We start from the raw sequence: 26,851 nt of genomic DNA, 5'->3' as shown, positions 1-26,851 counted from the left end.
CCGCGGGGGCCTCAGCGCAGGAACAGCGCGCCGAGCCGGCGGGCGGCGAGCCACACCCCGACGCCGGCCATCACCACGAAGTAGAGGACGTGGCCGGCGGTCGCCCAGCTCAGCACGCCCACCGCGAGGGCGCGCATCATCTCCACGGCGTGCCACAGCGGGAACACGCGGATCACCCACTGGATCGGCTCCGGGTAGACCGCGAGCGGGAAGAACGTGGCCGAGAACAGGAACATGGGCATCAGCACGATCTGGACCCAGTCCATGTGCTGGAACGTCTTCATCCAGCTCGTCACCGCCATGCCGAGGGAGGCGAAGCCCAGCGCCACGAGCAGGGCGCCGGGGATCATGAGCAGCGCCGTCCACGAGGTGACGAGCCCGGCCACGGTCATGACGATCAGGAAGCCGACCGCGTAGATCAGCCCGCGCAGCAGCGCCATCGCGATCTCCCCGAGCGCCACGTCCAGCGGGCCCAGCCGCGTGGAGAGCATGGTCTGGTACGTCTTCGCGTAGCGCAGCTTGAAGAACACGTTCCACGTGGAGTCGTAGATGGCGCCGTTCATCGCCGAGACCGCCAGCAGTGCGGGGGCGAGGTACATGCCGTACGGGACGGGGGTGCCGTCCGGGCCGGCCACGTCGCCGACCAGCGCACCGAGACCCAGTCCCAGGGAGGCCAGGTAGAGCACGGGCTCGAAGAACCCGGAGAAGAACACCACCCAGTTGTTGGACTTCAGGGAGAGGAACGCCCGCTCCATCACCGCGCGCACGTTGCCCGAGTACGCGCCGGCCAGCGGGCCGCGGCGCACGGGGATCTCGGGCATGGGCGGCACGGCGACGGCGTGTTCCCGCACCACCGACGACGACGGCGCGGCCGGGCCCGCCTGCGCGGTGGCGGGTGCGACGTCGGCGCGGGCGGCCCCGGTGCGCGCGGCACGGCGGCCCAGGCGCGGGGCACGGTCCCGACCGGCGGCCGTGGCGGCGTCGCGGTCCGGGGTGCCGCGGACCCAGCCGAGGCGGCGCGTGTAGATCCGCACCGCGAGCCAGGCCCCGCCGAGCGCGAGGGCCAGCAGGAACGCCACGTGCAGCACGGTGAGCCAGGCCGGCTCGGTCATCCCGTAGGAGAGCACGCGGCCGAGCTGGGCGGCATGCCACTGCGGCGAGAGCCAGCCGATCCAGCGCAGCCACACCGGCAGCGCCTCGAGCGGGTAGAAGGTGGCGGAGAACAGGAACAGGGGCATGACCACGAGCCGCTGCAGGGTGGCGAACTGGCCCTTGTCCTCCTTCAGGGAGGCCGCGAACGCCATGATCGGCGCGCCGACGGCGAGCCCGCCGAGCGTGGCGGTGAGGACCTGCACCCACGCCCACGGGCTCGAGACCACGCCGAACGCCAGCATCACCAGCAGGAACACGGCGGCCTGGAACACGAACCGCAGGCTCACGGCCGCGAGGTGGCCCAGGGCGATCTGCGCCGGAGACAGCGGAGTGGCCTGCGCCGCGTAGTACGTGCGCTGCCATTGGAACCCGCCCATCACCGGGTAGGAGAACTCGACGGACGCGGTCATCAGCGCGCCCGAGGCCAGCAGCGCCGGGGCGATGAACGCGACGTAGGAGACCCCGCCCAGGGCGTCCTGCGGCATCCCGCCGCCCATGAGCTGGGCCAGACCCAGGCCCATGGCCAGCAGGTAGAGCACGGGCTCGCCGAGCGCCCCGACGAGCAGCACCGCGCCGTAGCGGCGCATGTTCCGCAGCTGGTGCTCGGCGTAGAGCAGGACGCCGCGGCGCTTCACGCGCTCCGCGGACGCCGCCGCGGTGACCGGCGGGCGCAGCGGCTCGGCGGGCGAGGCGGGGCCGGGGGCCGTCGTCGTGGTGGGGGACGGCACGGGTCAGTCCACCAGGGTGCGGCCGGTGAGGATGAGGAACACGTCCTCGAGGCTCGCGCGGCGGGTCAGCGTGGTGACGGGGGCGGGCAGGGCGCCCTCGTCGACGAGGCGCTGCACGACGTCGTGCAGGTCGTCCGCGCGTCGGGCGTAGACGAGGACGCGGTCCGGGAGGACCTCGACGCGGTGCACGACGCCGTCACCCGCGTGGGCCTGGACGGTGCGGGCTGCGGCCTCGTTGCGGTCCGCGCCGAAGCGCGCCTCGAGGACCTCGCGGGAGGCGTGCTCGCGGATGAGCTCGGCGGGGGTGCCGGCGGCCATGATCTCGCCGCCGTCGACCACGACGAGCCGGTCGCACAGCTGCTCCGCCTCGTCCATGTGGTGCGTGGTCAGCAGCAGCGTGGTGCCGCGTTCCTTGAGTCGGTAGAGGCGGTCCCACAGGATGTGGCGGGCCTGCGGGTCCAGGCCCGTGGTGGGCTCGTCGAGGAGGAAGAGGGCCGGCTCGTTGACCAGGGCGCGGGCGATCACGAGCCGGCGCTTCATGCCGCCGGAGAGGTCGGTGACCTTGGCGTCCGCCTTCTCGGTGAGCTGGGCGAAGGCCAGCAGCTCCTCGGCCTTGGGCCGCAGGTACGAGTAGGGCAGGCCGAAGTAGCGGCCGTAGATCAGGATGTTCTCCCGGGCGGTGAGCTCCTCGTCCAGGTTGTCCTGCTGCGGCACCACGCCCAGGCGCGCACGGACGGCCGGCCCGTCCTCCTCCGGGTCGATGCCCAGGATGGTCAGCTCGCCCGCGGTGCGCTGCGAGGTGCCCGCGAGCATGCGCATGGTGGTGGACTTGCCCGCGCCGTTGGGGCCGAGCAGGCCGAAGCACTCGCCGGGACGCACGTCCAGGTCGATGCCCTTCACGGCGTGGAACTCGCCGTACTGCTTGCGCAGCCCACGGGCACGGATGACGGAGGCGTCGCCGGGGGACGCGTGCAGAGTGGTGTGACTCACAAGGCGACAGCATAGGCGCACCACCCGCCCGGACGCGCGCCGCCCCCTCGGCGACGAACCCTGCGATATGGCCCCCATCCGGGGTGGATGGGGGCCATATCGCAGGGTTGGTCGCGGGAGTGGGAGAGGTCAGGCTCCGGCCCGCTCCCCGGCCCAGTCCTCGCCGTCGGCGGCACGCTCGGCGGCCTCGACGACGTTCGCCAGCAGCATGACGCGGGTCATCGGCCCGACGCCGCCCGGGTTCGGCGCCATCCAGGCCGCCTTCTCCTTCACGGCCGGGTCCACGTCGCCCAGGACGCGCGACGTCCCGTCCTCCCCGGTCACGCGGGAGACGCCCACGTCCAGGACGATCACGCCCTCCTTGACCTGCTCCGGCTTCACCATGTGGGCGGAGCCGGCGGCGGCGATCACGACGTCGGCGCTCGCCAGCAGCTCGTCGAGGTTCGTGGTGCCGGTGTGGGCCAGGGTCACGGTGGCGTTGACCTCGCGTCGGGTGAACACGAGGCCGGCGGGCCGGCCGATGGTCACGCCGCGGCCGATCACGAGCACGTGCTTGCCGGCCAGCCCCACACCGTGGTGGCGCAGCAGCTCGACGCAGCCGGCCGGGGTGCACGGCAGCGGCGAGTCCAGCTCGCCGCCGACCGAGGCCACGAGCCGCCCCAGGTTCATGGGGTGCAGGCCGTCCGCGTCCTTGTCCGGGTCGATGGCCTCGAGCACCTTCTGGGTGTCCACGTGCTTCGGCAGCGGCAGCTGGACGATGTAGCCCGTGCAGGCCGGGTCCTCGTTCAGCTCGCGCACGACGTCGAGGATCTGCTCCTCCGTCGCGTCCGCGGGCAGCTCACGCTGGATGGACTCGATGCCCACCTCGGCGCAGTCGCGGTGCTTGCCCGCCACATACTTCTGCGAGCCGGCGTCCTCACCCACGAGCAGGGTGCCGAGGCCGGGGGTGTGCCCGCGCTCGGCGAGGGCGGCCACGCGGCCGCGCAGCTCCTCCTTGATCGCGGCGGCGGTGGCCTTGCCGTCCAGGACCTTCGCGGTCATCGCCGGCTCACCAGCCCTCGAGGCCGTCGTACAGCGGGAAGTCCTCGGTGAGCTTCACGACGCGGGCGCGCAGCGCCTCCACGTCCGGGCTCGGCTTCAGCGCCTCGGCGATGACGTCGGACACCTCGCGGAACTCGGCCTCGCCGAAGCCGCGGGAGGCCAGCGCGGGGGTGCCGATGCGCAGGCCGGAGGTGGTCATCGGCGGACGCGGGTCCCACGGCACCGAGTTGCGGTTCACGGTGATGCCGACCTCGTGCAGGATGTCCTCGCCCTGCCTGCCGTCCAGCTGGGACTCGCGCAGGTCCACCAGGACGAGGTGCACGTCCGTGCCGCCGGTGAGCACCGAGATGCCGTGCTCGGCCATGTCCGGGGCGGTCAGGCGCTCGGCCAGGATCTGCGCGCCGGCCAGGGTGCGCTCCTGCTTCTCCTTGAAGTCCGCGGAGCCGGCGATCTTGAAGGCCACGGCCTTGCCCGCGATCGCGTGCATCAGCGGGCCGCCCTGCTGGCCCGGGAACACGGCGGAGTCGATCTTCTTCTTCAGCTCCTCGGTGGAGAGGATGAAGCCCGAACGGGGGCCGGCGAGGGTCTTGTGCACGGTGGAGGAGACGACGTCGGCGTGCGGCACCGGGTTCGGGTGCAGGCCGGCGGCCACGAGGCCGGCGAAGTGGGCCATGTCCACCCAGAGCCGGGCGCCGACCTCGTCCGCGATCGAGCGGAAGGCGGCGAAGTCGAGCTGACGGGGATAGGCGGACCAGCCGGCCACGATCACCTTCGGCCGGGCCTCGAGGGCCTTCTCGCGCACCTTGTCCATGTCGATGCGGTGGGTGTCCGGCTCCACCTCGTACGCGGCGATGCTGTAGTTCTTGCCGGAGAAGTTCAGCTTCATGCCGTGCGTCAGGTGGCCGCCGTGCGCCAGGGACAGGCCCATCATCGTGTCCCCGTGGTCCAGCAGCGAGGTCATCACGGCCACGTTGGCCTGAGCGCCGGCGTGCGGCTGGACGTTGGCGTGCTCGGCGCCGAACAGGTCCTTGGCGCGCTGGATGGCCAGGTTCTCGGCCACGTCCACGAACTCGCAGCCGCCGTAGTAGCGGCGGCCCGGGTAGCCCTCCGCGTACTTGTTGGTCAGCACCGAGCCCTGCGTCTCGAGGATGGCGCGCGGCACGAAGTTCTCCGAGGCGATCATCTCGAGCGTGCCCCGCTGGCGGCCGAGCTCGTCCGCGAGCGCCGCGGCGATCTCCGGGTCCACCTCGGCGAGGGGCTGGGTGTTGATGTCGGGCGTCTGCGTCACGGGGGTTCCCTTCGAACGGGGGTCTGTGCGGCCGGAAGGCTCCGGTGCCCTCCATCCTAGTGACCAGGCGCCGTCGTCGGGCCTGCGCGACGGCGGCCCGCGGCCCCGGCGACCGACCCCGGCACCCGGTTCTTTTGACTGATTCAGAAATATGCCAAGATCGGGGATGACGCCGCCCACCGCACCGATCGGTGCGCGGCCGACGTCGATCGACGAAGGAGAGTTCCATGACGGAGTACCAGAAGACGACCCCGCACGCGACCGGTTCCACCCGCCAGAACGGCGCCCCGGCCGTCAGCGACCGCCAGTCCCTGACCGTGGGCAGCGAGGGGCCCATCGTCCTGCACGACACCCACCTGCTGGAGACCCACCAGCACTTCAACCGCATGAACATCCCGGAGCGCCGCCCGCACGCCAAGGGCTCCGGCGCCTTCGGCGAGTTCGAGGTGACCGAGGACGTGTCGAAGTACACCAAGGCCCTCGTGTTCCAGCCCGGCACGAAGACCGAGACCCTCCTGCGCTTCTCCACCGTGGCCGGCGAGCTCGGCTCCCCGGACACCTGGCGCGACGTGCGCGGCTTCGCACTGCGCTTCTACAGCGAGGAGGGCAACTACGACCTCGTCGGCAACAACACCCCGATCTTCTTCCTGCGCGACCCGATGAAGTTCACCCACTTCATCCGCTCGCAGAAGCGTCTGCCGGACTCCGGCCTGCGCGATGCCACCATGCAGTGGGACTTCTGGACCAACAACCCCGAGTCGGCGCACCAGGTGACCTACCTGATGGGCCCGCGCGGCCTGCCCCGCACCTGGCGTGAGATGAACGGCTACGGCTCCCACACCTACCTGTGGGTCAACGCCCAGGGCGAGAAGCACTGGGTGAAGTACCACTTCATCTCCCAGCAGGGCGTGCACAACCTCTCGAACGACGAGGCCACCAAGATCGCCGGCGAGAACGCCGACTTCCACCGCCAGGACCTGTTCGAGTCCATCGCCAAGGGCGACCACCCCAAGTGGGACCTCTACATCCAGGCGATCCCCTACGAGGAGGGCAAGACCTACCGGTTCAACCCCTTCGACCTGACGAAGACGATCTCCAAGAAGGACTACCCGCGCATCAAGGTCGGCACGCTGACCCTGAACCGCAACCCGGAGAACCACTTCGCGCAGATCGAGTCCGCCGCGTTCAGCCCGAGCAACACCGTGCCGGGCATCGGCCTCTCCCCGGACCGCATGCTCCTGGGCCGCGCCTTCGCGTACCACGACGCACAGCTGTACCGCGTGGGCGCCCACGTGAACCAGCTGCCGGTGAACCGTCCCAAGAACGCGGTGCACAACTACGCCTTCGACGGCCAGATGTGGTACGACCACACCGGCGACCGCTCCACCTACGCGCCGAACTCCAACGGCGACTCCTGGTCGGACGAGACCGGCCCGGTGGACGACGGCTGGGAGGCCGACGGCACCCTGACCCGCGAGGCCCAGGCCCTGCGCGCGGACGACGACGACTTCGGCCAGGCCGGCACCCTCGTCCGGGAGGTCTTCTCGGCCCAGGAGCGCGAGGACTTCGTGGAGACCGTGGCCGGCGCGCTGAAGGGCGTCCGCCAGGACGTCCAGGCCCGCGCCTTCGAGTACTGGAAGAACGTGGACACCGCGATCGGCCAGCGCATCGAGGACGAGGTCAAGCGCCACGAGGGCGACGGCATCCCGGGCGTCGAGGCCGGCGGCGAGGCCCGCATCTGACGGCTCCCTCCCCCGGCGGGCGCCCGCGCGAGCTCCGCTGAACGCACGGCGGCCGCTCCCTCACACGAGGGGGCGGCCGCCGTCGTCGTGGGGCGGTTGTTCAGGTCAGCGCTTGCCCCAGCGGCGCTCCTGCGCCTGGGCCAGCTTGTCCTTGACCACCTTCACGGCCTTGTCCTTGGCGGGCACGGCCACGTTGTCCCGCAGCGGGATGGCGACCTTGTCACGCACGGTCTCGAACGCGGAGGCCGCCACGGCGCCGGCCTGGGCCAGCTTCGACTCGCCCTCGGCGTCCGAGCCTCGGGTCTCGTCGCGGTCCGCCCGCAGGTCCGGGAGGGCGGCGCCCTCGGTGTCGTCCTCGGCGGGCTCCTCATTCGTGGGGGCGGAGGAGGTGGAGGTGTCCGGGGCCACGGTCGTGGGCGTCGACGACGTCGGCGCGGCGGTCCCAGCCGTCCCGGCGGTCGCAGCCGTCCCGGCGGCTGCCGCCGACTGGGCGGCGCGGGCCTCGCGGCGGGTCGCCGGGGTGGCGTCCTCCGCACGGCCGGACGAGGCCGCGGTCGGATCCAGCTCCGGGGCGCCGCCCAGGGGCGTGGCCGGCGTGGTGCCGGCGTGGGTCTCCGGGGCCTCGGCCCGTCGGGTGGCCGGGGTGGCCTCGAGGGACGGGCGCTCGGCCGCGGCCTCGAGGGACGGGCGCTCGGCCGCGGGCTCGACCGCCGCCGGCTGCGCGGCGTCCGCGCGGTGGTCCTCGGTGCGCGCCGGCTCGCGGCCCGCCTCGGCCACGCGACCGGGCACGCCGGGCGTGCCGTCGATGCGCAGGGATCCGGCGGCCGAGCGCTCAGCGCCGTCGGCGTCGTTCTGCCGGGTCTGGTCCGACTCGGCGGCCACGACCGTGACCGAGCCGTGCGCGGTGGTGGCGACCGTGTTCGTCTCGAGGTGCTCGCCCTGCGCGACGGGGATGGCGTCCGTGGCGAACTCCTTGGTGGGGGTGTGCTCGGCGGCGACCTCCTCGGCGGGGACGGTCCCGTGCACGTGCTCGGGAGCCGGGGTGAGGTGGCTCCTGTGCTGCGGAGCCTCGGCGGCCGGTGCCGCCGGGGCGGGGGTCTCGGTCACCGGGGACGGGGAGGCCGGGGCCGCCGCGACGTCCGCCGCGGGCGTCTGCTCGTCCAGGGTGATGCCGGAGCCGCCGGCCACACCGGCCGCGCCCAGGCCCACGGTGTCCGCTTCGCGCGCCGTGCTCGGCGCCGCCGCGGCGGGGCGCAGCGTGCCCCGGGTGGTCGGAGCCGCGGTGGGGCGAGAGGTCTCAGCGGTGGCGTCGGTGCGCGGGGCGTCCTGCTGGTCCACGGTCACCCCCGCACCGCCGGCCACGCCGGCCACGGACTCGTCAGTCTCGCGGCCCGCCGCGGCGGTCTCGGACGCAGCCGGACCCCCGGCGGGCTTCACCGCGGCCGCGGGGCGCGCGTCCTGCTCGGCCGCCACCTCGTCCAGGCGGGAGAGGCGGGTCGGGGCCGCGGGGGCGGCCGCCTGCTCACCCGCGGTGTCCGCGGTGTCCGCGGTGGTGCCGCGGCGCTCGAGCCGGGTCTCGGCGGCCTCGGCCTCGGCCTCACGACGACGGCGGGAGGCGATCACCGAGAGGATGATCAGGATCAGCAGCACGACGATGATGGCCGCGATGATCCAGTAGAGGGTGGACTCTGGCATGGGGTGCTCCTCGGTCGTCTGGGGCGACCGGCCGGGCCGGGCGCCGCGTCTTGCTTCCCGCGCCGCCGCGCGGCGGGGAACCTGGTCTTGAGAATGACACGGGGCCCGGCCCCCCGACCAGGGATCAGCCCCGTCATCCCGCGGTTCCGCGCGGCCGGCACCGCCTACCATCGACGCCATGGACACGGCAGCCCTCTCACTCAGCCCCTCCCCCGCCTCCGGCGCGGAGCACGCCCACGTGCTCACGCTGGCCTGCACGAACCGCAAGGGCATCGTGCACGCCGTGACGGGCGCCTTGCTGGGCGTGGAGGCGGACATCACCGAGTCGCAGCAGTACGGCTCCCCGGACACCGGCGACTTCTTCATGCGCGTGGAGTTCATGACCCCGGCCGTGCGGGAGGACATCGAGCAGGCGCTCGCGCCGGTGCGCGAGGAGTTCGGCATGCGCATGGGCCTGTGGGACGCGGCGCACCGCATGCGCACCCTCGTGATGTGCTCCAAGGACGGGCACACCCTCAACGACCTGCTCTTCCAGCAGCGCGCCGGCACCCTGCCGATCGAGATCCCCGTGGTGGTCTCGAACCACCTGGACCTGCAGCCGCTCGCCTCCTTCTACGGCGTGCCCTTCATCCACGTGCCCGTCTCCAAGGACCCCTCGAGCCGGGACTCCAAAGAGGCCGCGGAGGACCGGCTGCGCGACCTGATCGCCCAGTTCGACATCGAGCTGGTGGTGCTGGCCCGCTACATGCAGATCCTCTCGGACGAGCTGTGCCGGGACCTGGCCGGGATGGCCATCAACATCCACCACTCGTTCCTGCCCTCCTTCAAGGGCGCCCGCCCCTACCACCAGGCGCACGAACGCGGCGTGAAGCTCATCGGCGCCACCGCCCACTACGTGACCGCCGACCTGGACGAGGGCCCGATCATCGCGCAGTCCGTGCAGCCGGTGACCCACGCCCAGACCGCCGCCGACTTCGTGGCCCGCGGCCGCGACGTCGAGGGCTCCACGCTCGCGCAGGCCGTGCGCTGGCACGCCCAGCACCGCGTCCTCACGGACGGCCGGCGGACCGTCGTCTTCAGCTGAGCCCGGGACGACGGCGCCACGCGGCGCCGTCGTCCGGCCCGCCTAGGCTGGTGGCATGGCCCACATCATCACCGTCGCGGGTGCCACCCCGCGCATCCACGAGTCCGTCTTCCTCGCCCCGACCGCCGCGATCACCGGCGACGTCGAGATGGCCGAGCACTCCTCCGCGTTCTACGGCGCCTCCGCCCGCGGCGACTCCGCCCCCATCCGCGTCGGGGCGGGCACCAACCTGCAGGACAACGTGGTGCTGCACGCCGACGAGGGCTTTCCGTGCACCCTCGGCGCCGGCGTCTCCGTGGGCCACTCCGCCGTGGTGCACGGGGCCACCGTGGAGGACGACTGCCTGATCGGCATGTCCGCCACGGTGATGAACGGCGCGGTCATCGGCGCCGGTTCGCTCGTGGCCGCCGGCGCCCTGGTGCTCGAGGGGACGCAGGTCCCGGCCGGCTCGCTCGTGGCGGGCGTCCCCGCGAAGGTCCGCCGCCCCCTCACGGACGAGGAGCGGGAGGGCCTCAAGAAGAACGCGGCCACCTACCTGCGGCTGTCCGCCGCGCACCGGGACGCCGTCGCCGGCTGAACCAGGCCCGGAGGATGTGGGACGGTGGGCACCATGCCCACCACTTCCACTCTCCCCCGCACCCGACCCGACGACGTCCCCGAGCGCCTGCTCATCCTCCCCGCGGCGCAGGACGTCGCCGACACCCCCTACGCCCACGCCCGGCGGCTGGCCGAGCAGGCCGTGGCCGACGTCGGCGGCACCGCCGTGGCCGAGGGCGACACCTCCGCCACGGCCCTGCTGATGGTCCGCCCGATCCCGGTCGATGCGCTCGCCGCGGCCCTGGCCGCCCACCCCCACGTGAGCTGGGTGCAGCTCCCGTTCGCCGGGATCGAGCCGTTCGTCCCCCTCGTGCGCAGCCGCCCGGACATCGTGTGGACGTCCGCCAAGGGCACGTACGCGCCGCCGGTGGCCGAACACGCGCTGCTGCTCACCCTGGCCCTGCTGCGGGACCTGCCCGCGCGCGTCCGCGCCACCACATGGGGCCCCTCCTCCGGTCGCACCCTGAACGGCCTGACCGCCGTGGTCGTGGGCGGCGGCGGGATCGCACAGGAGTACATCCGCCTGCTCAAGACCTGGGACGTGCACGTCACCGCGGTCCGCCGACGCGCGGGCGACGTGCCCGGCGCGGACCGCACCGTCACGACCGACCGCCTCGACGAGGTCCTGCCCGGCGCGCAGGTCGTGATGATCGCCGCGGCGGCCACCGAGGAGACCCGCGGCATGTTCGACGCCGACCGCCTCGCCCTCCTGGACGAGGACGCCGTGCTCGTGAACGTCGCCCGCGGGGCGCTGGTGGACACGGACGCCGTCGTCCAGACCCTCGCGGCGGGCCGGCTGCACGGCTACGGCACGGACGTCACCGACCCCGAGCCCCTCCCGGACGGCCACCCGCTCTGGACCGAGGAGCGCGCCCTCATCACGCCGCACACGGCGGACACCCCGGAGATGTGCGTCCCGCTGCTCCACGCGCGGGTCGAGCGGAACCTGCGGGCCCGCGCGGCCGGGACGGAGCTGGAGGGCCTGGTGGACGCCGAGGGCGGATACTGACCCGCCCCCGGCGTCCCGCGGCGCCGGCTCAGCGGCGCGGCGCGTCCGCCTCGTGCTCGGCGGCGTCACGCTCGGCCGCCATCTCGATCTGGCGGCGGCGCTCCTCGCCGGCCCGGCGGGTCAGCTCGGCGCCGACCTCCGGGTCGCGGGTGAGGTTCTCACCGGTCGTCGGGTCGAACAGGTGCACCCGCGTGGTGTCCACCCACAGGCGGGTCGGCGTGCCCGGCCGGGCGCGGGACTCGCCGGAGAGGGTGGCCACGACGACGGGGCGCAGCTCATCCGCATCCAGGTCCTTGGCCAGCGCGGAGAGCATCTCGGCCACGGCCGGGTCCGGCTCGAACTCGATGTAGCCGTACTGCTCGTGGCCCAGCCACTCCAGGTGCGTGAGCGTCGCGTCGAAGGTGGAGCCCCGGTCGCGGCGGCTGTCCTCCACCAGCTCGGCGTCCTCGAAGAACTCCGGCCGCAGGCCGAGGAACACGATGTCCCGCCCCTCGGCGGCGCGGGCCTTCTCGGGCGGCACCGGGATGTCACCGATCGGCGAGGACAGCACGTGGCCGCCCTCCTTCTGCTTCAGCGAGGCGGGCAGGAAGTTCATCGACGGCGAGCCGATGAAGCCGGCCACGAACAGGTTGAGCGGCTGCTCGTAGAGCTCGCGCGGGCTGGCCACCTGCTGCAGCTCGCCCTTCTTGAGCACGGCCACCCGGTCGCCCAGGGTCATGGCCTCGGTCTGGTCGTGCGTCACGTAGACGGAGGTCGTGGCCAAGCGGCGCTGCAGCTGCGAGATCTCCGCGCGCATCTGCCCGCGCAGCTTGGCGTCCAGGTTGGACAGCGGCTCGTCGAAGAGGAACGCGTCCGCCTCGCGCACGATCGCCCGGCCCATGGCCACACGCTGACGCTGGCCGCCGGAGAGGTTGCCGGGCTTGCGCTCGAGGTGGTCCTCGAGCTCGAGCACGCGGGCGGCGTCGCGCACCTTGCGGTCGATCTCCTCCTCGGAGGGCTTGTTGTCCTTGATCAGCCGCAGCGGGAAGGCGATGTTCTCGTACACCGTCAGGTGCGGGTACAGCGCGTAGTTCTGGAACACCATCGCGAGGTTGCGGTCCTTGGGGGCCGCCTCGTTCACGCGGCGGCCGTCGATCAGCATCTCGCCGTCGGTGATGTCCTCGAGGCCCACGATCATGCGCAGCAGCGTGGACTTGCCGGAGCCGGAGGGGCCCACGAGGATGACGAACTCGCCGTCCTCGATCTCCAGGTTCACGTCCTTGATGGCGTGGAAGCCGTCGTCGTAGGTCTTGTCGATGTGGTTCAGGGTGATGGAGGCCATCGGGGGGTCCTTTCAGGAGGTCTCGTGTGCGGGCCTCAGCCCTTCACCGCGCCGTTGGTCAGGCCGGCCACGATCTGACGCTGGAACGCCAGCACCAGGATCACGATCGGGATGGTCACGATGATCGCGGCCGCCGAGATGGCCCCGGTCGGCGACTCGAACTGCGAGGCGCCGGTGAAGAAGGCCAGGGCGGCGGGCACGGTGCGCGCGGTCTCGGTGGAGGTCAGGGAGATGCCGAACACGAAGTCGTTCCAGGCGATGAAGAAGGCGATGATCGCCGTCGTGAAGACGCCGGGGGCGGCCAGCGGGACGATCACCTTGCGGAACGCCTCGAGCGGGGTGGCGCCGTCCACCTGCGCGGCCTGGTCGAGCTCCCACGGGATCTGGCGGAAGAACGCGGCCAGGGTCCAGATGGAGATCGGCAGGGTCAGGGACAGGTAGGGGATGATCAGGCCGACCCACGTGTCGTACAGCCCGAGGGTGCGCCACATGTTGAACAGCGGCGTCACCAGGGAGATGACGGGGAACATCGAGACCATCAGGGACACCGTGAGCACGATCCGCTTGCCCGGGAAGTCCAGGCGGGCGATCGCGTAGGCGCACAGCGTGGCCAGGATGACGGCGATGATCGTGGCGATCACGGTGATGCCGATCGAGTTGCGCAGCGCCGTGAGGAACAGCTCGCGCGAGCCGCCCACGAAGATCTCCTCGTAGTTCACCGTGGACCACTGGGTGGGCAGCAGCTTGCCGTTGGCGAGGTCGGCGGGCGTCTTGAAGCTGGTCGCGAAGATCGAGAACAGCGGGAAGAGGCACCACACGCCGATCACGACGGTGAGGATCCACCACAGTGCGGTGGCCTTCCCGGTGCCGCGACGGTGGGGCGCGCGGCCCTCAGGCGCACGGCCCTCGGGGGCGGGAGCGGATGCGGCGGTGCTCACTTGGAACCTCCTCGGTCGGCCAGGTCCACCTTGAAGCCCTTGACGGCGATGACCGCCATGAGGGCCACGCACAGGAACAGGATCACGGAGACCGCCGAACCCATGCCGATCTCGAGCCGGCCGATGGACGTGCGGTAGGCCAGCAGCGAGAGGACCTCGGTGCCGTAGGCGCCGTTGGTCATGATGTAGATGGAGTCGAAGATGCGGAACGCGTCCATCGCGCGGAACAGGACGGCCACCATGATCGAGGCCTTCATGTTCGGCAGGATGACCAGCTTCATCCGCTGCCACCACGAGGCGCCGTCGACGGAGGCGGCCTCGGTGAGGTCGCCCGGCACCTGGGCCAGGCCGGCCAGCAGGAGCAGGGAGATGAACGGGGTGGTCTTCCAGATCTCGGAGAGCATGATCACGAACAGCGCGGTGCTGCCCTGCGCGAACCAGTTCAGGTCCGCGTCGACGCCCGGCAGCCACTCGAACCAGGCGTTGATGTAGCCCGAGTCGATCGAGAACATGTAGAACCACGCGAACGCGGAGACCACGGTGATGATGCCGTACGGCACCAGGATGATCGTGCGGATCAGGCCGCGGGTCTGCTTGATGGCGTGGTGCATGGCCAGGGCCAGCAGGAAGCCGAGGATGAGCTCGACCACCACGGTCACCACGGTGATCAGCAAGGTCACCCCGAGGCCCTTCCAGAACACGGGGTCCGTGAGGATCACGCCGTAGTTGCCCAGGCCCACGAACTCGCGGTCGCCCGGCGCGGTGAGCCGGTACTTGAACAGCGAGTCGTAGAGGGCCTGCAGGATCGGGTACAGGACCACGAACAGCATCACGAAGAACGCGGGGCCGGCCAGGAGCCAGCCGAGACGCGCCTCGGACTTCGCGCGCTGGGACTTCACCCGGCGGGGGCGGCGCCCCTCGGCGGCGCGCGGGGTGGATGCGGCGGGTGCGGTGTCGACGTGGCTCACAGCAGACGCTCCCCTCTCAGGACTTCCTGGATGAAGTCGTCGGTCTCGGCCGGGGTGGACTCGGTGACGCCCGACGGCGGCGCGTAGCGCTGCTGGATCGCGGTGGAGACCTCGTTGTAGTACGGGGTCTGCGGACGCGGGGCGCCGAGATCGAGGGACTCCCGGATGGTGTCCGCCATGGGGTACTTCTCGGCGACCTCGGGGGCGTCGTAGGCCGCCGGGTCGGCGGGCGGGTTGCCGTTCTCGACGAAGTACTGGCTCTGGTGCTCGGTGGTGGTGATGCAGGAGATCGCGTCCCAGGCGAGGTCCTGGTGCTCGGACTTCGCGCCCACCCCCAGGTTGATGCCGCCCACGGGCGGCGCGGCGTCCTTGCCCTCGACGGTGCGGGGGTAGACGGCCCAGCCGATGTCCTCGGGCAGGTCCTCCGGCAGCGAGCCCTCCTCCACGGAGCCGAGGGTGGCCGGCCAGACGAACGGCCAGTTGACCATGAACGAGCCGTTCTTGCCCTGGAAGAGCAGCATGGAGGCGTTCTCGTCCTGCGTCGGCAGGCCGGCGCTGCCGAGACCCTCCTTGCCGATCGTGGAGATGATCCGGGCGGCCGTGCGGCCGGCCTCGGAGTCGAGGTTCGTGGTGACCTCGTCCGTGGGCGCCTCGGCGTTGGGGACGATCTGCTCCCCGCCGCCCTCGATGAGCGCGTTGAGCCACACGGTCATGGACTCCGCACGGGCGCCCTGGACGGCCAGGTCCTTGTCCTGGCTGCGGGCGGCCTCGATCAGCTGGTCCCACGTGACGGGCTGGGACATGTCCAGCCCCGCGGCCTCGGCGACCGACTTGCGGTACCAGAGCAGCTGCGTGTTGGCCCAGAACGGGACCGTGACGATCTCGTCCTTCCAGCTGGCGGCCGCGAGGGCGCCCTCCAGGGCGTTGTCCTTCGCGTAGGCCTGCATCTCCTCCGGCACGGGGGCCAGGAAGCCGGGCTCGGCGAGCTCGGGGACGAACGGCGGGTCGAGGGACATGATGTCCATCGACGTGTCGCCCGCGGCGAGGCGGCGGGTCAGCTGCTCGCGCTGGGAGGCGGCGTCCGTCGGAAGCATGGACGTCTCGACTCTGTACCGGCCGTTCGCGGCGTCGGTGCACTGGGCGGCGATCTTCGCCTGCCCGCCGTCGTCGGGGTTGGTGTACCAGGTCAGGGTGGGCGTCTGCTCGGCCGGAGCACACCCGGCCAGGATCAGCGCGCCCGCGGCGACGGCGCCGGCCAGCGTGGCCCGGCGCCGTTGACGTGCCCGCGTGTCGTGTCTCACAAGTGGAACCTCAATCGATGCGAGTCGGATGTGACGGCCATCATCACGCATCACAGCGATTCCTGCACGTTTCGCGGACCCCTTTCTCAGCGGGCGCGGCGGTTCGTCCGGGCGGTCGGCTCCGCGGCGGCGGGATCCTCGGGCCACGGGTGCTTGGGGTATCGCCCCCGGTTCTCAGCGCGGACCTGCGCGTAGGGGCCGGCCCAGAAGGAGGGCAGGTCGGCGGTCACGGCGAGCGGGCGACCTGCCGGGGAGAGCAGGTGCAGGACCACCGGCTCACGACCGTCCGCGACAGCGGGGGTGACACGCGCCCCGAAGAACTCCTGCAGCTTGGCGGCGACCACGGGCGGGGTGTCCTCGTGGACGGCCGGATAGTCCACGACGACGGCGCGCCCGCTCGGCACGGGCAGACGCTCGGGGGCGAGCTCGTCCAGCCGCCCCGCCTCCGGCCACGGCAGGGCGCCGCGCAGCAGCGCCTCGGCGTCCAGGCGCGTGAGGGGCCGTCCTGCGGCCAGGTCGGCCGCGAGCCCGTCGACCAGCGCGTCCAGGCCGGGCAGCCCCGCGTCCGAGAGGTCCGGCCACGGGGCGCCGAGGACGCGGTGGAGCAGGTGCACCCGGCGGCGCAGGCGTTCGGTCCGACCGCTCGGGTCGAACCGGGCGAGGCCGTCGGCGGCGAGTGCGGCGCGCACGGCCTGCGCGGCGGCGTCGGGGGCGACGGGGGCCGGCGTCTCCGCCAGCACGAGCGCGCCCAGCCGGTCCACGCGGCGGCCGGTGAGCCGGTCCCCGCGCCAGTCGGCGGTGTCCTCGGTGCGCCGCAGGCCCGCGCCGGCGAGCTCGGCGAGCGTCCGGTCGATCGGCGCGGCCGCGCGGATCGCGGCACCCGTGCCGGCCGCGTCCCCGGCCACGCGGGCGACCTCGGCCACGGCCAGCCACTCCTGCCCCGTCAGGTCGCCGCCGGCGGCGTCGCGGGGCAGGGCCGCGCGGGTGCCGGAGGCGAGCAGGTACGCGCCCGCCTCCCCCGCGCGTCGGGCGATCCACGCGGGGAAGGCCAGGGCGGCCACGAGGCCGGCGGGGTGCCGTCGCACGGTCGCCGCCGCCTCGGGCCCGGGCTCGCCCGGGGCGTGGTGCGCGTGCCGACGGGCGAGGCGTTCCAGTCGGTCCGCCTCCCGCCGCCAGCGCCCGGCCTCCGGGTGACGGCCGTCCCGCACGGCCGCGACCAGCGCCTCGAGGTCGGCCCCGGGGGCGCGCAGGTCCAGGGCGAGGGCCGCCGTCGCCTCGGCCGCGGGGCGGGGCCCCGTCCACGGTGCCGCGCGCAGGAGGGCGTGGCCGAGGGGCGGGTCCAGGGGCAGCTCGGCCAGGACGGCGCCGTGCGGGGTGATGCGCCCGTCCGCGTCCACCGCGTCGAGGGAGGCGAGCGTGCGCTCGGCGGCGGCCATCGCGTCGGCCGGCGGGTCCTCGGGCAGGGTCAGCCCGCGGCCGCCCGGGGCGCCCCACGCCGCGAACGCCAGGGCCACCGGTGCGAGGTCGACGACGGCGAGGGCCGGCGTGGGGGCTGCGGGCGCGGTGCCCAGGGCCGCGGCGGTGTGGCAGCGGACCACGGTGCCGGGGCCGAGGCGGGCGGCGCGGCCCGCGCGCTGGCCGGCGGCCGCGCGCGAGGCCTGGACGGTGACGAGCCCGGCCATGCCGCGCCCCCGGTCCCGGCGCGGCTCGCGGGCCAGGCCCGAGTCGATGACGAGGCGCACCCCCGGCACGGTCAGCGAGGACTCGGCGACCGCCGTCGCGACGACGACGCGCGGCACGGCGGGGTCGGCGCGGCCGGCGAGCGCGGCGTCCTGGTCGGCGGGTTCCTGGCGGCCGTGCAGGACGCGGACCTCGGTGTCCGGGGCGAGCGCGGCGACGCGCCCCGCGACGGCCTCCACCTCGGCCACGCCGGGCAGGAAGACGAGGGCGTCCACGGTCGGGTCGGCGTCGAGCGCCTCGGCGTGGGCGCGTGCGGCCGTGGCCGCGACGTGGTCGAGGAAGGCCCGGTCCACGCGGCCCTCGGCCGTGAGGCGGTGGCCGCGGAAGGGGGTGTGCTCCTCGCGCAGCGGGTGCAGCACGGCCGGGGTGGAGACCACGGGCAGGGGCGCGTCCTCCCCCATGCCGCGGGCCCAGCGGGCGGCCAGGGCCGCCGCGTCCACGGTGGCGGACATGGCCACGAGCGCCAGCTCGGGACGCAGCTGCCGCAGGTCGGCGAGGAGGGCGAAGAGCACATCCGTGTCCAGGTCCCGCTCGTGGACCTCGTCCAGGACCACCGCGCCCACGCCGTCGAGCCCGGGGTCGGCGAGGAGGCGGCGCAGCAGCAGGCCCGGGGTCACGAACTCGACGGCCGAGGCCCCGCCGCCCGCCGCGTCGCCGCGCACGGCGTACCCGACGGCGGCGTCCCCGAGCCGAGCCTGCGCGTCGGGGTCGGCGCCGGGCTGCGCGTCGGCCGCGGCGGCCAGCACCGCCGTGCGCAGCCGCCGCCACGCCGCGCGCACCGCGACGCGCCGCGGCTGCGTGACCAGGACGCGCCCACCGCCGTGGTCCGCGAGCCGGACCGCGAGCGCGGGCGGGACCACGGTGGTCTTGCCCGTGCCCGGGGGCGCCTCGACGACGGCCGCCCCGCGCGCGTCCAGCGCCGCTTCGAGGTCGGGCAGGGCGGCGGCGAAGGTCAGGCCAGCGCTGAGGCGGCCGAGGGCGGCGGAGAGGGCGGAGGGGACGGAGACGGGATCGACGGGGGTGGGCATCGGGACCCATTGTGCCCGCCTCCGCCACGCTGTCCCGGGACCGTCCCACTGACTAGGCTGTGACCCATGACCACACCCGTCCAGGAGCACCTCGATCGCCTCACGTCGGCCCACGCGGGCGAGGGGGAGGTCCCGGACGGGCTGGGCGTCGCGATGCTCCTGGTGGACGGGCACCGCTACGTCTCCGGATCCATGACGCCCGTGCCGCTCGCCACGCTCGCCTCTCCCCTGTTCCACGCGCAGGCCCTCGAGGACCTCGGCGCGGTGCGGGTGGGCGAGCGCGTGGGAGCCGCCCCCGTGCGCGACCTGGACCACCGGGTCGAGGTGGACGCCGTCACGGGCCTGCCGCACAACCCGCTGCAGAATGCGGGGGCGGTGGCCACGGCCTCCCTGGTGAAGGGCCGCGGTGGCCGCGACCGGACCGCACGCATGATGCAGCTGCTCTCCGCCCTGTTCGACCGCGAGGTCACCGTCACGGAGTCGGCCGCGCGTGCGGAGAACCGCGCCCAGCACCACACCCGGTCGGCTGCGTGGCTGATGAAGTCCCTCGACACCCTGGACGCCGATCCCGAGACGCTGCTCGAGGACATCGCCACGGTGCGTGCCGCCGCCGTGACCGTGGAGGACCTCGCCCTGCTCGCCGGCACCCTCGCGCACGGCGGCGTCCACCCCGTCACCGGGGACCGCGTGCTGAGCGAGGAGACGGTCCGTGGCGTGCTCTCCGCGATGGACTCCTGCGGCATGGACACCCGGGACTCCCGGTGGGCGTACGACGTCGGCCAGCCCGGCTGGGCGTCCACGCGCGGCGGCACGGTGCTCGTGGTGGTGCCGGGCCACCTCGGTCTGGCACTGCAGTCGAACACGACGGACGAGAACGGGCTCGGCGCCGCGGCGATGACAGCCCTGCGGACCATCGTCGAGGACTTCGAGCTGCACCCGTCGGTGGTCACCGGTTCCCCGCGCGCGGCCCTGCGCACCCACTACCGGATCGATCAGGCGCCCTCGGGCACGGTGCGCAGCGCCGTCGTCCTCGAGGCGCTCGGGCGGTTCGCGGACACCGTGCACGTCATGGAGCTGGGCGGTCACCTCGGCTTCAGCCAGGTGGACGCGATCGCCCGCGTCAGCCGCGGTCTGCCGGAGGCCCTCGAGACGCTCGTGGTGGACATGCGCTCGGTCAGCTCCATCTCCCGTCCGGCCCGCCTGCTGGTGGCCCAGTGGTTCGCCCGCGCGCTGGGCAACGGGCTCGACGTCGTCGTCGTGGACCGGGACGCCGCCGAGATGAAGGAGCTGATGTCGGCCGTCGAGGAGTCCGTGGAGGTGGACCTGCCCGAGCCGCTGCAGGATGAGGCCGAGGGGGTGGACCCCGCCGCCGAGGGCGCGCAGTTCGTGTTCTTCGACTCCCGCTCGCGGGCCGCCCAGTGGGCCGAGCAGCGGCTGCTCTCCCGGCACGCCCCCCACCTGCTGCCGCGGGACGCCCAGGAGGCGGCCCTAGCACCCCTGCTGCAGCACCTCTCCGCGGACGACGCGCGTCTGCTCGAGTCCATGATGGACGAGCGGGTCTACTCGGACGGCCAGATCATCCGCCGCGCCGGCCAGCCGTTCGGCGGCATCTACGTGATCGTCTCCGGCACCGTGGAGCTCTCGGGTCAGGGCACGGGCAGCCGCCGCGTGCGCCGCACCCTGCTCACCCCGGGGATGACGTTCGGCGAGATGGCCCTGGGCCAGCCCGGCCGCCAGCCCTCCACCGTCCGCGCGCGCGGGCCGGTCACGGCGCGAGTCCTCACCGCCCAGGTGATGGTCGCGCTCCAGGAGGGCTTCCCCCAGCTGGCCCTGGCCCTGTGGGAGGCGCTGGCCCGCGACGCGTTCACCGCGCTGGGCCAGCTCATCCGGGAGACCGGCGCGCTGCAGGACTGACGACCCGCGGGGGCAGCGTCCCCGTGGGACGCTGCCCCCACCCCCGTCACCGCCCGAGGACGTGGCGCAACGCGCCCTCCAATTCGGGGTCGCGCATCTGGTAGCCGGAGGCGACCAGCCGGTCCGCCAGGACCTTCTGGTCGGCCGCGACGGTCTCCACCCGGCCCTCCTCGCCCAGCAGCAGGCGCGGCCCGGCCTCGGGCACCGGGATGAGAGCGGGCCGGCGCAGCACCCGCCCGAGCACGGTGGCGAACTCCTTCGCCGTGACTGGCTCGGGCGCCACCGCGTTGACCGGGCCGGTGACGCCGTCGTCGAGCACCGCGTGGGCGAAGGCCTCCGCGATGTCATCCGCGCCGATCCAGCTCAGCCACGGGCTGCCGTCGTGGCTCTCCCCGCCCGAGGTCGCGACCGGGCCGCCGAGACCCGCGAGGAACAGTGGCAGCACCTGCTGCAGCATGCCCCCGGCCGGGCTCAGGACCACACCGGTCCGCAGCATCGCGACCCGGATCCCGGCCGCCTCGGCGCGCCGGGCCTCCGCCTCCCAGTCCGCGACGACCTCGGCGAGGAAGTCGTCCCCGGGCTCCAGATCCTCGACGAGGCCGCTGCCGAACGGGCCCGTGCCCGCGTCCGCCCCGTAGTACCCGATCGCCGAGCCGTTCACGAGTGCCCGCACCCGCGCGTCGTCCCCCTCCCGTGCGGCAATCCGGGCGAGCGCGTCCACGAGGGTGCGCGTGCCGCGTACGCGCGAGTCGTGCACGGCCTCCTTGTGCGCGTCCGAGAACCGGCCGGCGATGGGCTCGCCCGCCAGGTTCACGACGACGTCGGCCTCGGCCAGGGCGTCCTCGTCCACGGTCTCCCGGCCGGGGTCCCACAGCGCCGCGTCCAGCGCGCCGGCCTTCTTCGGGCTCCGCACGAGCCGGATGACGCGGTGGCCGCCGGTGGTGAGCAGGGCACAGAGCTGCCGGCCGATCAGTCCGCCGGACCCCGTCACGGCGACCGTGCGAGCCGGCCCGCCGACGAGGGGGCCGGGATGGGCGGCGTGGAAGTCCAGGTCATCGGCCATCACGCGGGCCCGATAGGCGAACTGGCGGCCCAGCTCCGCCTCGAAGGCCTCGTGGGTGCGGCGCGAGGCCGCGGCGCCCAGACCGGGCACGCGGGACACCAGGGACTCCCCCGGCAGGGCGTACTCGATGTGGTCCGTCACGACCGTGCCCCGCCGGCCGTCCGCCATGTCCGCCTCACCGGGCGCAGCGTCGTCGAGCAGGTGCGTGTGCCGCCAGGAGGCGAGAGGGCCGGAGACCATCTCGTCCCGGAACATGCGGCCCTCCTCGTAGGCCGTGTGGCGGGCCCGCCACGGCACCGCGGGCGCGGCCCCGCCGGGCAGGCGGGAGGCGACGGCGTCCGGCAGCAGGCCGGTGAGCATCCCGTGGGCCGCGCCGGCGAACAGGCCGGCCGCCCCGGGGGCCTGGATGCGCAGCCGCGACTCGGAGCCCACGCGGAGGCCGTCCGTGGGTCCCTGGACCACCTCGCCCGCGAAGGGCGGGGTGAGCCGCTCCAGCGCGCCGGGGTTCTCCAGCCAGCGGAAGACCACCTCACGCGGGTGGCGCAGGAGGGTGCGATGCTCGAAGACGCGGATCTCGGTCATGGACGCCAGCCTGACACAGGGAGGGGACGCGCGAACACCTGTCCGGGCCGGGCCGTGCAGGACAATGAGGGGATGGACCTGCTTCCCGAGCTGCGCTGGACCGCCGCCGCCCTGCCCGCCACCGAGCTCACCCTCGTGGCCGTCTTCTCCCCCGAGGACCAGACGGTGCGCGCCTCCGGCGTGGCCGTGCCGGAGGACTCGGAGCCCCCCGCCGCCGCGATCGGGCGCCTCCTCGAGACGCTCATGGACCGGCTCGTGGCCCTGGACCCGGAGACCGCCGACCGCGAGATGAACCCGCGCCCCGTGGAACCGCGTCCGGGTGTGTCCCAGCCCGTCGCCGACGCCCTGGCCGCCTACGCCGCGGGGGACGTGGCCGCGCTGGACGCCCTCGACGTCACCCAGCCGGGCACCGCGTTCCGGCAGCGGGCGTGGCGGGAGCTGCGCGGCATCGCCCCCGGCTCCCCCGCCACCTACGGCGGCCTGGCCGAACGGTGCGGGGCCCCGCGGGCCGTGCGCGCCGCCGGCGGGGCGTGCGCCGCCAACCTGGTGGCCGTCGTCGTGCCCTGCCACCGCGTGGTGCGCGCCGACGGCGCCGCCGGCCACTACCTCTACGGCACCGACGCGAAGCAGGCCCTGCTGGCCCACGAGGCGGCCCACGCGGGCTGACCACCCCCTCCCCACGGCAACGTCGGTTGAGTTGTCACGGGTCCGGGGCACGCACACCCGTGACAACTCAACCCGCGTTGCGGGCGGGGAGCCGTCTCGGGTGGGCGGGGGCCGGCGTCGGGCGCCGGGGAACGAGAAGGGGCCGGGCCGCGCGCTCCACGCACGCGACCCGGCCCCAGGCGCTCAGATGCTCAGACGGAGAGCTTGTCCACGATCGCGTTGAGCGTCGCGGACGGACGCATCACCGAGGTGACCTTCTCCATATCCGGCGCGTAGTAGCCGCCCAGGTCCACCGGGGAACCCTGCACGCCGTTGAGCTCGGCCAGGATGGTCTCCTCCTGGGCCCCCAGCTCCTCGGCGATCGGCTTCGCCGCGGCCGCCAGCTCGGCGTCCTCGGTCTGCTTCGCCAGCTCGCGGGCCCAGTACAGCGCCAGGTAGAAGTGGCTGCCGCGGTTGTCCAGCTCGCCGACCTTGCGCTTCGGGGACTTGCCCTCGATCAGCAGGGTGCCGGTGGCGGCGTCCAGGGTGTCCGCCAGGACCCGCGCGCGGTGGTTCTCGTTCGCGACCGCCTCGTGCTCGAAGGACACGGCCAGCGCGAGGAACTCACCCAGGGAGTCCCAGCGCAGGTGGTTCTCCTCCACCAGCTGCTGCACGTGCTTCGGCGCGGAGCCGCCCGCACCGGTCTCGAACAGGCCGCCGCCGTTGAGCAGCGGGACGACCGAGAGCATCTTCGCGGAGGTGCCCAGCTCGAGGATCGGGAACAGGTCCGTGTTGTAGTCACGCAGCACGTTGCCGGTCACGGAGATGGTGTCCTCGCCGCGGCGGATGCGCTCCACCGAGAGCTTGGCGGCCTCGACCGGGGAGAGGATGCGGATGTCCAGGTCCTCGGTGTCGTGCTCCTTGAGGTACTCCTCGACCTTCTTGATGAGCTCGCGGTCGTGGGCGCGGGTCTCGTCCAGCCAGAACACGGCCGGGGTCTGGGACGCGCGGGCGCGGGTCACGGCCAGCTTCACCCAGTCGCGCACCGGGACGTCCTTGGTCTGGCAGGCGCGCCAGATGTCGCCGGCCTCGACGTCGTGGGAGAGCAGGGTCTCCCCGGCGGAGTTCTTCACGGCCACGGTGCCCGCGGCGTCCATGATGAACGTCTTGTCGTGCGAGCCGTACTCCTCGGCCTTCTGCGCCATGAGGCCCACGTTCGGGACGGTGCCCATGGTGGTGGGGTCGTAGGCGCCGTTGGCCTTGCAGTCGTCGATCACGGCCTGGAAGACGCCGGCGTAGGAGGAGTCCGGGATGACGGCCAGGGTGTCCTGGGTCTGGTCGTGCTTGTTCCACATGCGGCCGGAGTTGCGGATCATGGCGGGCATGGAGGCGTCCACGATCACGTCGGAGGGCACGTGGAGGTTGGTGATGCCCTTGGCGGAGTTCACCATGGCCACGTCCGGGCCGTTCTCGTAGGCGGCGGCGATGGCGGCGCGCACACCCTCGGCGGTCTCGGCGTCGAGCTTGTCCAGGCCGCCCTCGATCGCGGCGAGGCCGTTGTTCGCGGACAGGCCGGCGGCGGCCAGCTGCTCGCCGTACTTCTCGAACAGCTCGGAGAAGTAGGCCTTCACGACGTGGCCGAAGATCACCGGGTCGGAGACCTTCATCATGGTGGCCTTCAGGTGCGCGGAGAAGAGGATGCCCTCCTCCTTGGCGCGCTTGACCTGCTCGGCGAGGAACGCGTCCAGGGCCTTGGCGGACATGAACGTGCCGTCCACGACCTCGCCCTTGAGGACCTTCAGGCCCTCCTTGAGCACGGTGGTCTCCCCGTCCTCGTCGGTGAACTCGATCGTCAGCACGTCGGCGGCCGGCAGGGTCACGGACTGCTCATTGGCGCGGAAGTCGTCCGCGCCCATGGTGGCGACGGCGGTCTTGGAGTCCGGGGTCCACTCGCCCATCGAGTGGGGGAAGCGCTTGGCGTACGCCTTCACGGCCTTCGGGGCGCGGCGGTCCGAGTTGCCCTCGCGCAGCACCGGGTTCACGGCGGAGCCCTTGACCGAGTCGTAGCGCGCCTTCGCGTCCTTCTCCTCGTCGGTCTTCGGCTCGTCCGGGTACTCCGGCAGCGCGTAGCCGTCCGCCTGCAGCTCCTTGATCGCGGCGCGCAGCTGCGGCACGGAGGCGGAGATGTTCGGCAGCTTGATGACGTTCGCCTCGGGGGACTTCACGAGCTCGCCGAGCTCGGCGAGGGCGTCCGCGGTGCGCTGCTCCTCGGGCAGGACGTCCTTGAACGCGGCGAGGATGCGGCCGGCCAGCGAGATGTCACGGGTCTCCAGCTCCACGCCGGCGGTGCCCGCGTAGGCGCGCACGATCGGCAGCAGCGACGCGGTGGCCAGCATGGGCGCCTCGTCCGTGAGCGTGTAGATGATCTTCGACATGCGGATGATCTCTCCTTCTGGCCGCACTCGAGACGCGGCCCTCGTCGGCAGGGAACGGGTGACTCGCCGCCAATCTACCCGGCGTCTCGGACGCGCCACACCGTGTGTGGCTCGGCGTCAGCGCCCCCGGCCGTCGCCGGTGCCCTCGCCGGGCCGGGCGGGGTCGCCCGGGTACCAGGGGGGCGTCGGGTCGGCGGGGGCGCCCCCCGACGACGGCGTCGTGGGTCGTGGCCGGCTCAGATGCCGAGCACGGCCTGGGCGATGAAGAAGTAGACGACCAGGCCGAGGGCGTCCACGAGCGTCGAGATGAACGGGTTCGAGAACACGGCGGGGTCGGCGCCGATCGTGCGGGCCGCCAACGGCATGAGACCGCCGACGGTGGCGGCGAAGGCGCACACGGTGAACAAAGTCGCCCCGATCACGAGACCGACGGGCCACGAGAACACGAGCCCGGCGAGCACGAGGCCCAGCAGGCCGATGCACCCGCCCAGGGCCATGCCGACGCGCAGCTCGCGGAACATCACGCGCGGCGCGTCGCGGGGCCGGACGTCGTCGAGGGCGAGCGCCCGGGTGACCGTGGTGGCCGCCTGGTTGCCCGTGTTGCCGCCGGTGCCGATGATCAGCGGGATGAACAGGGAGAGGACGACCATCTCCTCGAGCGTGTCCTCGAAGACGCCGAGCACCTGCACGGTGAGGGTGGCCCCGATCGCGAGCACGAGCAGCCACGTGATCCGCGAGCGCATCAGGCTCAGGACGGAGGTCGCCAGGTAGGGACGACCCAGCGGCTCCACGCCGCCGGCGCGGGCGGAGTCCTCGGTCGACCCCTCGTCGAGGACCTCGAGGGCGTCGGCCACCGTGAACACCCCGATCAGGCGACCCTCCGAGTCCGTCACCGGCACGGTCCACAGACGGCGGTCCGCGCAGAGCCGGGCCACCTCCTCGGCGTCCTCGGTGGCGACGGCGGACACCGGTTCCCGCATGATCTCCGAGACTCGCGCATCGAGCGGCTGTGTGACCAGCACGGAGACGTCGACGACGCCCGTCAGACGCGCCTGGGGACTGACCACCGGCACGGAGACGATGGCGGCCTGCTCCTGCCCCCCGTGCTCCCGGAGGTTCTCGAGCGCGGTGGACACGGTCCAGTCCTCGCGCAGGCGCACGGGCGCCATGCGCAGCCGCCGTCCCACCGAGTCCGCCGGGTAGCCCAGGAGCCGGCCGGCCTTGCCGCTCGCCTCCGCGTCGAGCCCGGCGAGCATCTTGCGGGCCACGTTGGCCGGCATCTCGTCGAGCAGCCGGGCCTGGCCCGAGACCCGCAGCTCGGCGAAGAGGTCCTGGACCTGACCGTCCTGGAGCTTGCGCACCAGGTCGGACTGCTGGCCCGTCTCCATGGCCGCGAAGACCTGGACCGCCGTCGTCTTGTCCAGGAGGCGGAACAGCATCGGGGCCATGCGCGGCTCGGAGCGGTCCAGGAGGTCGAGCGCGTCGCCCGGGGACAGCGCGCGCAGCAGCTCGACCGCGCTGTCGAGGTCGTCCCTGCGCAGGTGCTCACGGATGCGGTCCTCGACGCTCTCGACCTCGCGGCGGGTCATC

19 protein-coding genes are annotated in these 26,851 nt (G+C 73.4%); 6 read left to right on the top strand and 13 right to left on the bottom strand.

Translation table 11 applies throughout. The features are described from left to right. Positions 1 to 11: 11 nt before the first annotated feature. The 4 genes from NR073_RS11145 to glyA form a co-directional block, all read right to left on the bottom strand. Entirely contained in the window at positions 12 to 1,880 is a 1,869-nt protein-coding gene (locus NR073_RS11145) for an ABC transporter permease (protein WP_207476494.1), read from the bottom strand. A 3-nt stretch (positions 1,881 to 1,883) separates the two neighbouring features. Beyond that, positions 1,884 to 2,870 carry an ABC transporter ATP-binding protein gene (locus NR073_RS02300; RefSeq protein ID WP_010079358.1) on the bottom strand — a complete coding sequence of 329 codons (987 nt, stop codon included), beginning with the start codon at positions 2,868 to 2,870 and terminating at the stop codon, positions 1,884 to 1,886. A 129-nt stretch (positions 2,871 to 2,999) separates the two neighbouring features. Next, positions 3,000 to 3,911, bottom strand: a complete 912-nt coding sequence (locus tag NR073_RS02295) for a bifunctional methylenetetrahydrofolate dehydrogenase/methenyltetrahydrofolate cyclohydrolase (protein ID WP_036338210.1) — start codon at positions 3,909 to 3,911, stop codon at positions 3,000 to 3,002. Positions 3,912 to 3,918: 7 nt separating this feature from the next. After that, on the bottom strand, positions 3,919 to 5,199 hold the full coding sequence (glyA, locus tag NR073_RS02290; protein ID WP_010079361.1) for a serine hydroxymethyltransferase: 1,281 nt from the start codon (positions 5,197 to 5,199) through the stop codon (positions 3,919 to 3,921). A 227-nt stretch (positions 5,200 to 5,426) separates the two neighbouring features. Between glyA and NR073_RS02285 the strand changes: the two genes are divergently transcribed. Further along, positions 5,427 to 6,941 (top strand): catalase, encoded by a 1,515-nt coding sequence (locus tag NR073_RS02285; protein WP_036338207.1) that lies wholly within the window; start codon positions 5,427 to 5,429, stop codon positions 6,939 to 6,941. Between the two features lie 105 nt (positions 6,942 to 7,046). Here NR073_RS02285 and NR073_RS02280 read toward each other — a convergent pair whose 3' ends face one another. Beyond that, positions 7,047 to 8,636 carry a hypothetical protein gene (locus NR073_RS02280; RefSeq protein ID WP_036338202.1) on the bottom strand — a complete coding sequence of 530 codons (1,590 nt, stop codon included), beginning with the start codon at positions 8,634 to 8,636 and terminating at the stop codon, positions 7,047 to 7,049. A gap of 178 nt (positions 8,637 to 8,814) precedes the next feature. Between NR073_RS02280 and purU the strand changes: the two genes are divergently transcribed. The 3 genes from purU to NR073_RS02265 are packed head-to-tail and all read left to right on the top strand — an operon-like array spanning position 8,815 to position 11,326. Next, positions 8,815 to 9,720, top strand: a complete 906-nt coding sequence (purU, locus tag NR073_RS02275; RefSeq protein ID WP_036338199.1) for a formyltetrahydrofolate deformylase — start codon at positions 8,815 to 8,817, stop codon at positions 9,718 to 9,720. Positions 9,721 to 9,775: 55 nt separating this feature from the next. Next, positions 9,776 to 10,297, top strand: coding sequence for a gamma carbonic anhydrase family protein (locus NR073_RS02270; RefSeq protein ID WP_036338196.1), 522 nt, complete (start codon positions 9,776 to 9,778; stop codon positions 10,295 to 10,297). Positions 10,298 to 10,330: 33 nt separating this feature from the next. Beyond that, entirely contained in the window at positions 10,331 to 11,326 is a 996-nt protein-coding gene (locus NR073_RS02265) for a D-isomer specific 2-hydroxyacid dehydrogenase family protein (protein WP_230956267.1), read from the top strand. Between the two features lie 28 nt (positions 11,327 to 11,354). On the opposite strand, the gene NR073_RS02260 is transcribed toward NR073_RS02265, so the two are convergent. From NR073_RS02260 to hrpB, 5 genes are all read right to left on the bottom strand, one after another. Next, the gene (locus NR073_RS02260) at positions 11,355 to 12,647 is read right to left on the bottom strand and encodes an ABC transporter ATP-binding protein (RefSeq protein ID WP_041102958.1); all 1,293 of its coding nucleotides are present in this window, start codon (positions 12,645 to 12,647) and stop codon (positions 11,355 to 11,357) included. A gap of 35 nt (positions 12,648 to 12,682) precedes the next feature. Continuing rightward, the gene (locus NR073_RS02255; protein WP_080695955.1) at positions 12,683 to 13,585 is read right to left on the bottom strand and encodes a carbohydrate ABC transporter permease; all 903 of its coding nucleotides are present in this window, start codon (positions 13,583 to 13,585) and stop codon (positions 12,683 to 12,685) included. Beyond that, positions 13,582 to 14,553, bottom strand: a complete 972-nt coding sequence (locus NR073_RS02250) for a carbohydrate ABC transporter permease (protein ID WP_041102962.1) — start codon at positions 14,551 to 14,553, stop codon at positions 13,582 to 13,584. Before NR073_RS02250 ends, NR073_RS02255 begins: the two co-directional genes overlap by 4 nt. Next, on the bottom strand, positions 14,550 to 15,854 hold the full coding sequence (locus NR073_RS02245; RefSeq protein WP_242934128.1) for an extracellular solute-binding protein: 1,305 nt from the start codon (positions 15,852 to 15,854) through the stop codon (positions 14,550 to 14,552). Before NR073_RS02245 ends, NR073_RS02250 begins: the two co-directional genes overlap by 4 nt. Positions 15,855 to 15,940: 86 nt before the next feature. After that, on the bottom strand, positions 15,941 to 18,622 hold the full coding sequence (gene hrpB, locus NR073_RS02240) for an ATP-dependent helicase HrpB (protein ID WP_102708610.1): 2,682 nt from the start codon (positions 18,620 to 18,622) through the stop codon (positions 15,941 to 15,943). 66 nt (positions 18,623 to 18,688) lie between these two features. On the opposite strand from hrpB, the gene NR073_RS02235 reads away from it, so the two are divergent. Continuing rightward, complete coding sequence (locus NR073_RS02235) at positions 18,689 to 20,536, top strand: glutaminase (RefSeq protein ID WP_250203063.1); 1,848 nt, start codon at positions 18,689 to 18,691, stop codon at positions 20,534 to 20,536. 46 nt (positions 20,537 to 20,582) lie between these two features. On the opposite strand, the gene NR073_RS02230 is transcribed toward NR073_RS02235, so the two are convergent. Further along, positions 20,583 to 22,181, bottom strand: coding sequence for a TIGR01777 family oxidoreductase (locus NR073_RS02230; RefSeq protein WP_250203062.1), 1,599 nt, complete (start codon positions 22,179 to 22,181; stop codon positions 20,583 to 20,585). A 72-nt stretch (positions 22,182 to 22,253) separates the two neighbouring features. Between NR073_RS02230 and NR073_RS02225 the strand changes: the two genes are divergently transcribed. Further along, positions 22,254 to 22,847 carry a methylated-DNA--[protein]-cysteine S-methyltransferase gene (locus tag NR073_RS02225; protein WP_044659002.1) on the top strand — a complete coding sequence of 198 codons (594 nt, stop codon included), beginning with the start codon at positions 22,254 to 22,256 and terminating at the stop codon, positions 22,845 to 22,847. 191 nt (positions 22,848 to 23,038) lie between these two features. Here the strand turns inward: NR073_RS02225 and NR073_RS02220 are convergent, their stop codons facing one another. Together NR073_RS02220 and mgtE are read right to left on the bottom strand one after the other, a co-directional pair. Next, on the bottom strand, positions 23,039 to 25,261 hold the full coding sequence (locus NR073_RS02220) for an NADP-dependent isocitrate dehydrogenase (protein WP_163721114.1): 2,223 nt from the start codon (positions 25,259 to 25,261) through the stop codon (positions 23,039 to 23,041). 236 nt (positions 25,262 to 25,497) lie between these two features. Further along, a complete protein-coding gene (gene mgtE, locus NR073_RS02215) occupies positions 25,498 to 26,850 on the bottom strand; it encodes a magnesium transporter (protein WP_049145605.1) in 1,353 nt (450 codons plus the stop codon). Position 26,851: the final 1 nt, after the last annotated feature.

It is taken from the genome of Micrococcus sp. Mcc28, from assembly GCF_024519775.1.
Lineage (GTDB): Bacteria > Actinomycetota > Actinomycetes > Actinomycetales > Micrococcaceae > Micrococcus > Micrococcus luteus.
The sequence above is the reverse complement of the archived record's forward strand: the minus strand, read 5'-3'. Positions and strand labels throughout refer to the sequence as shown.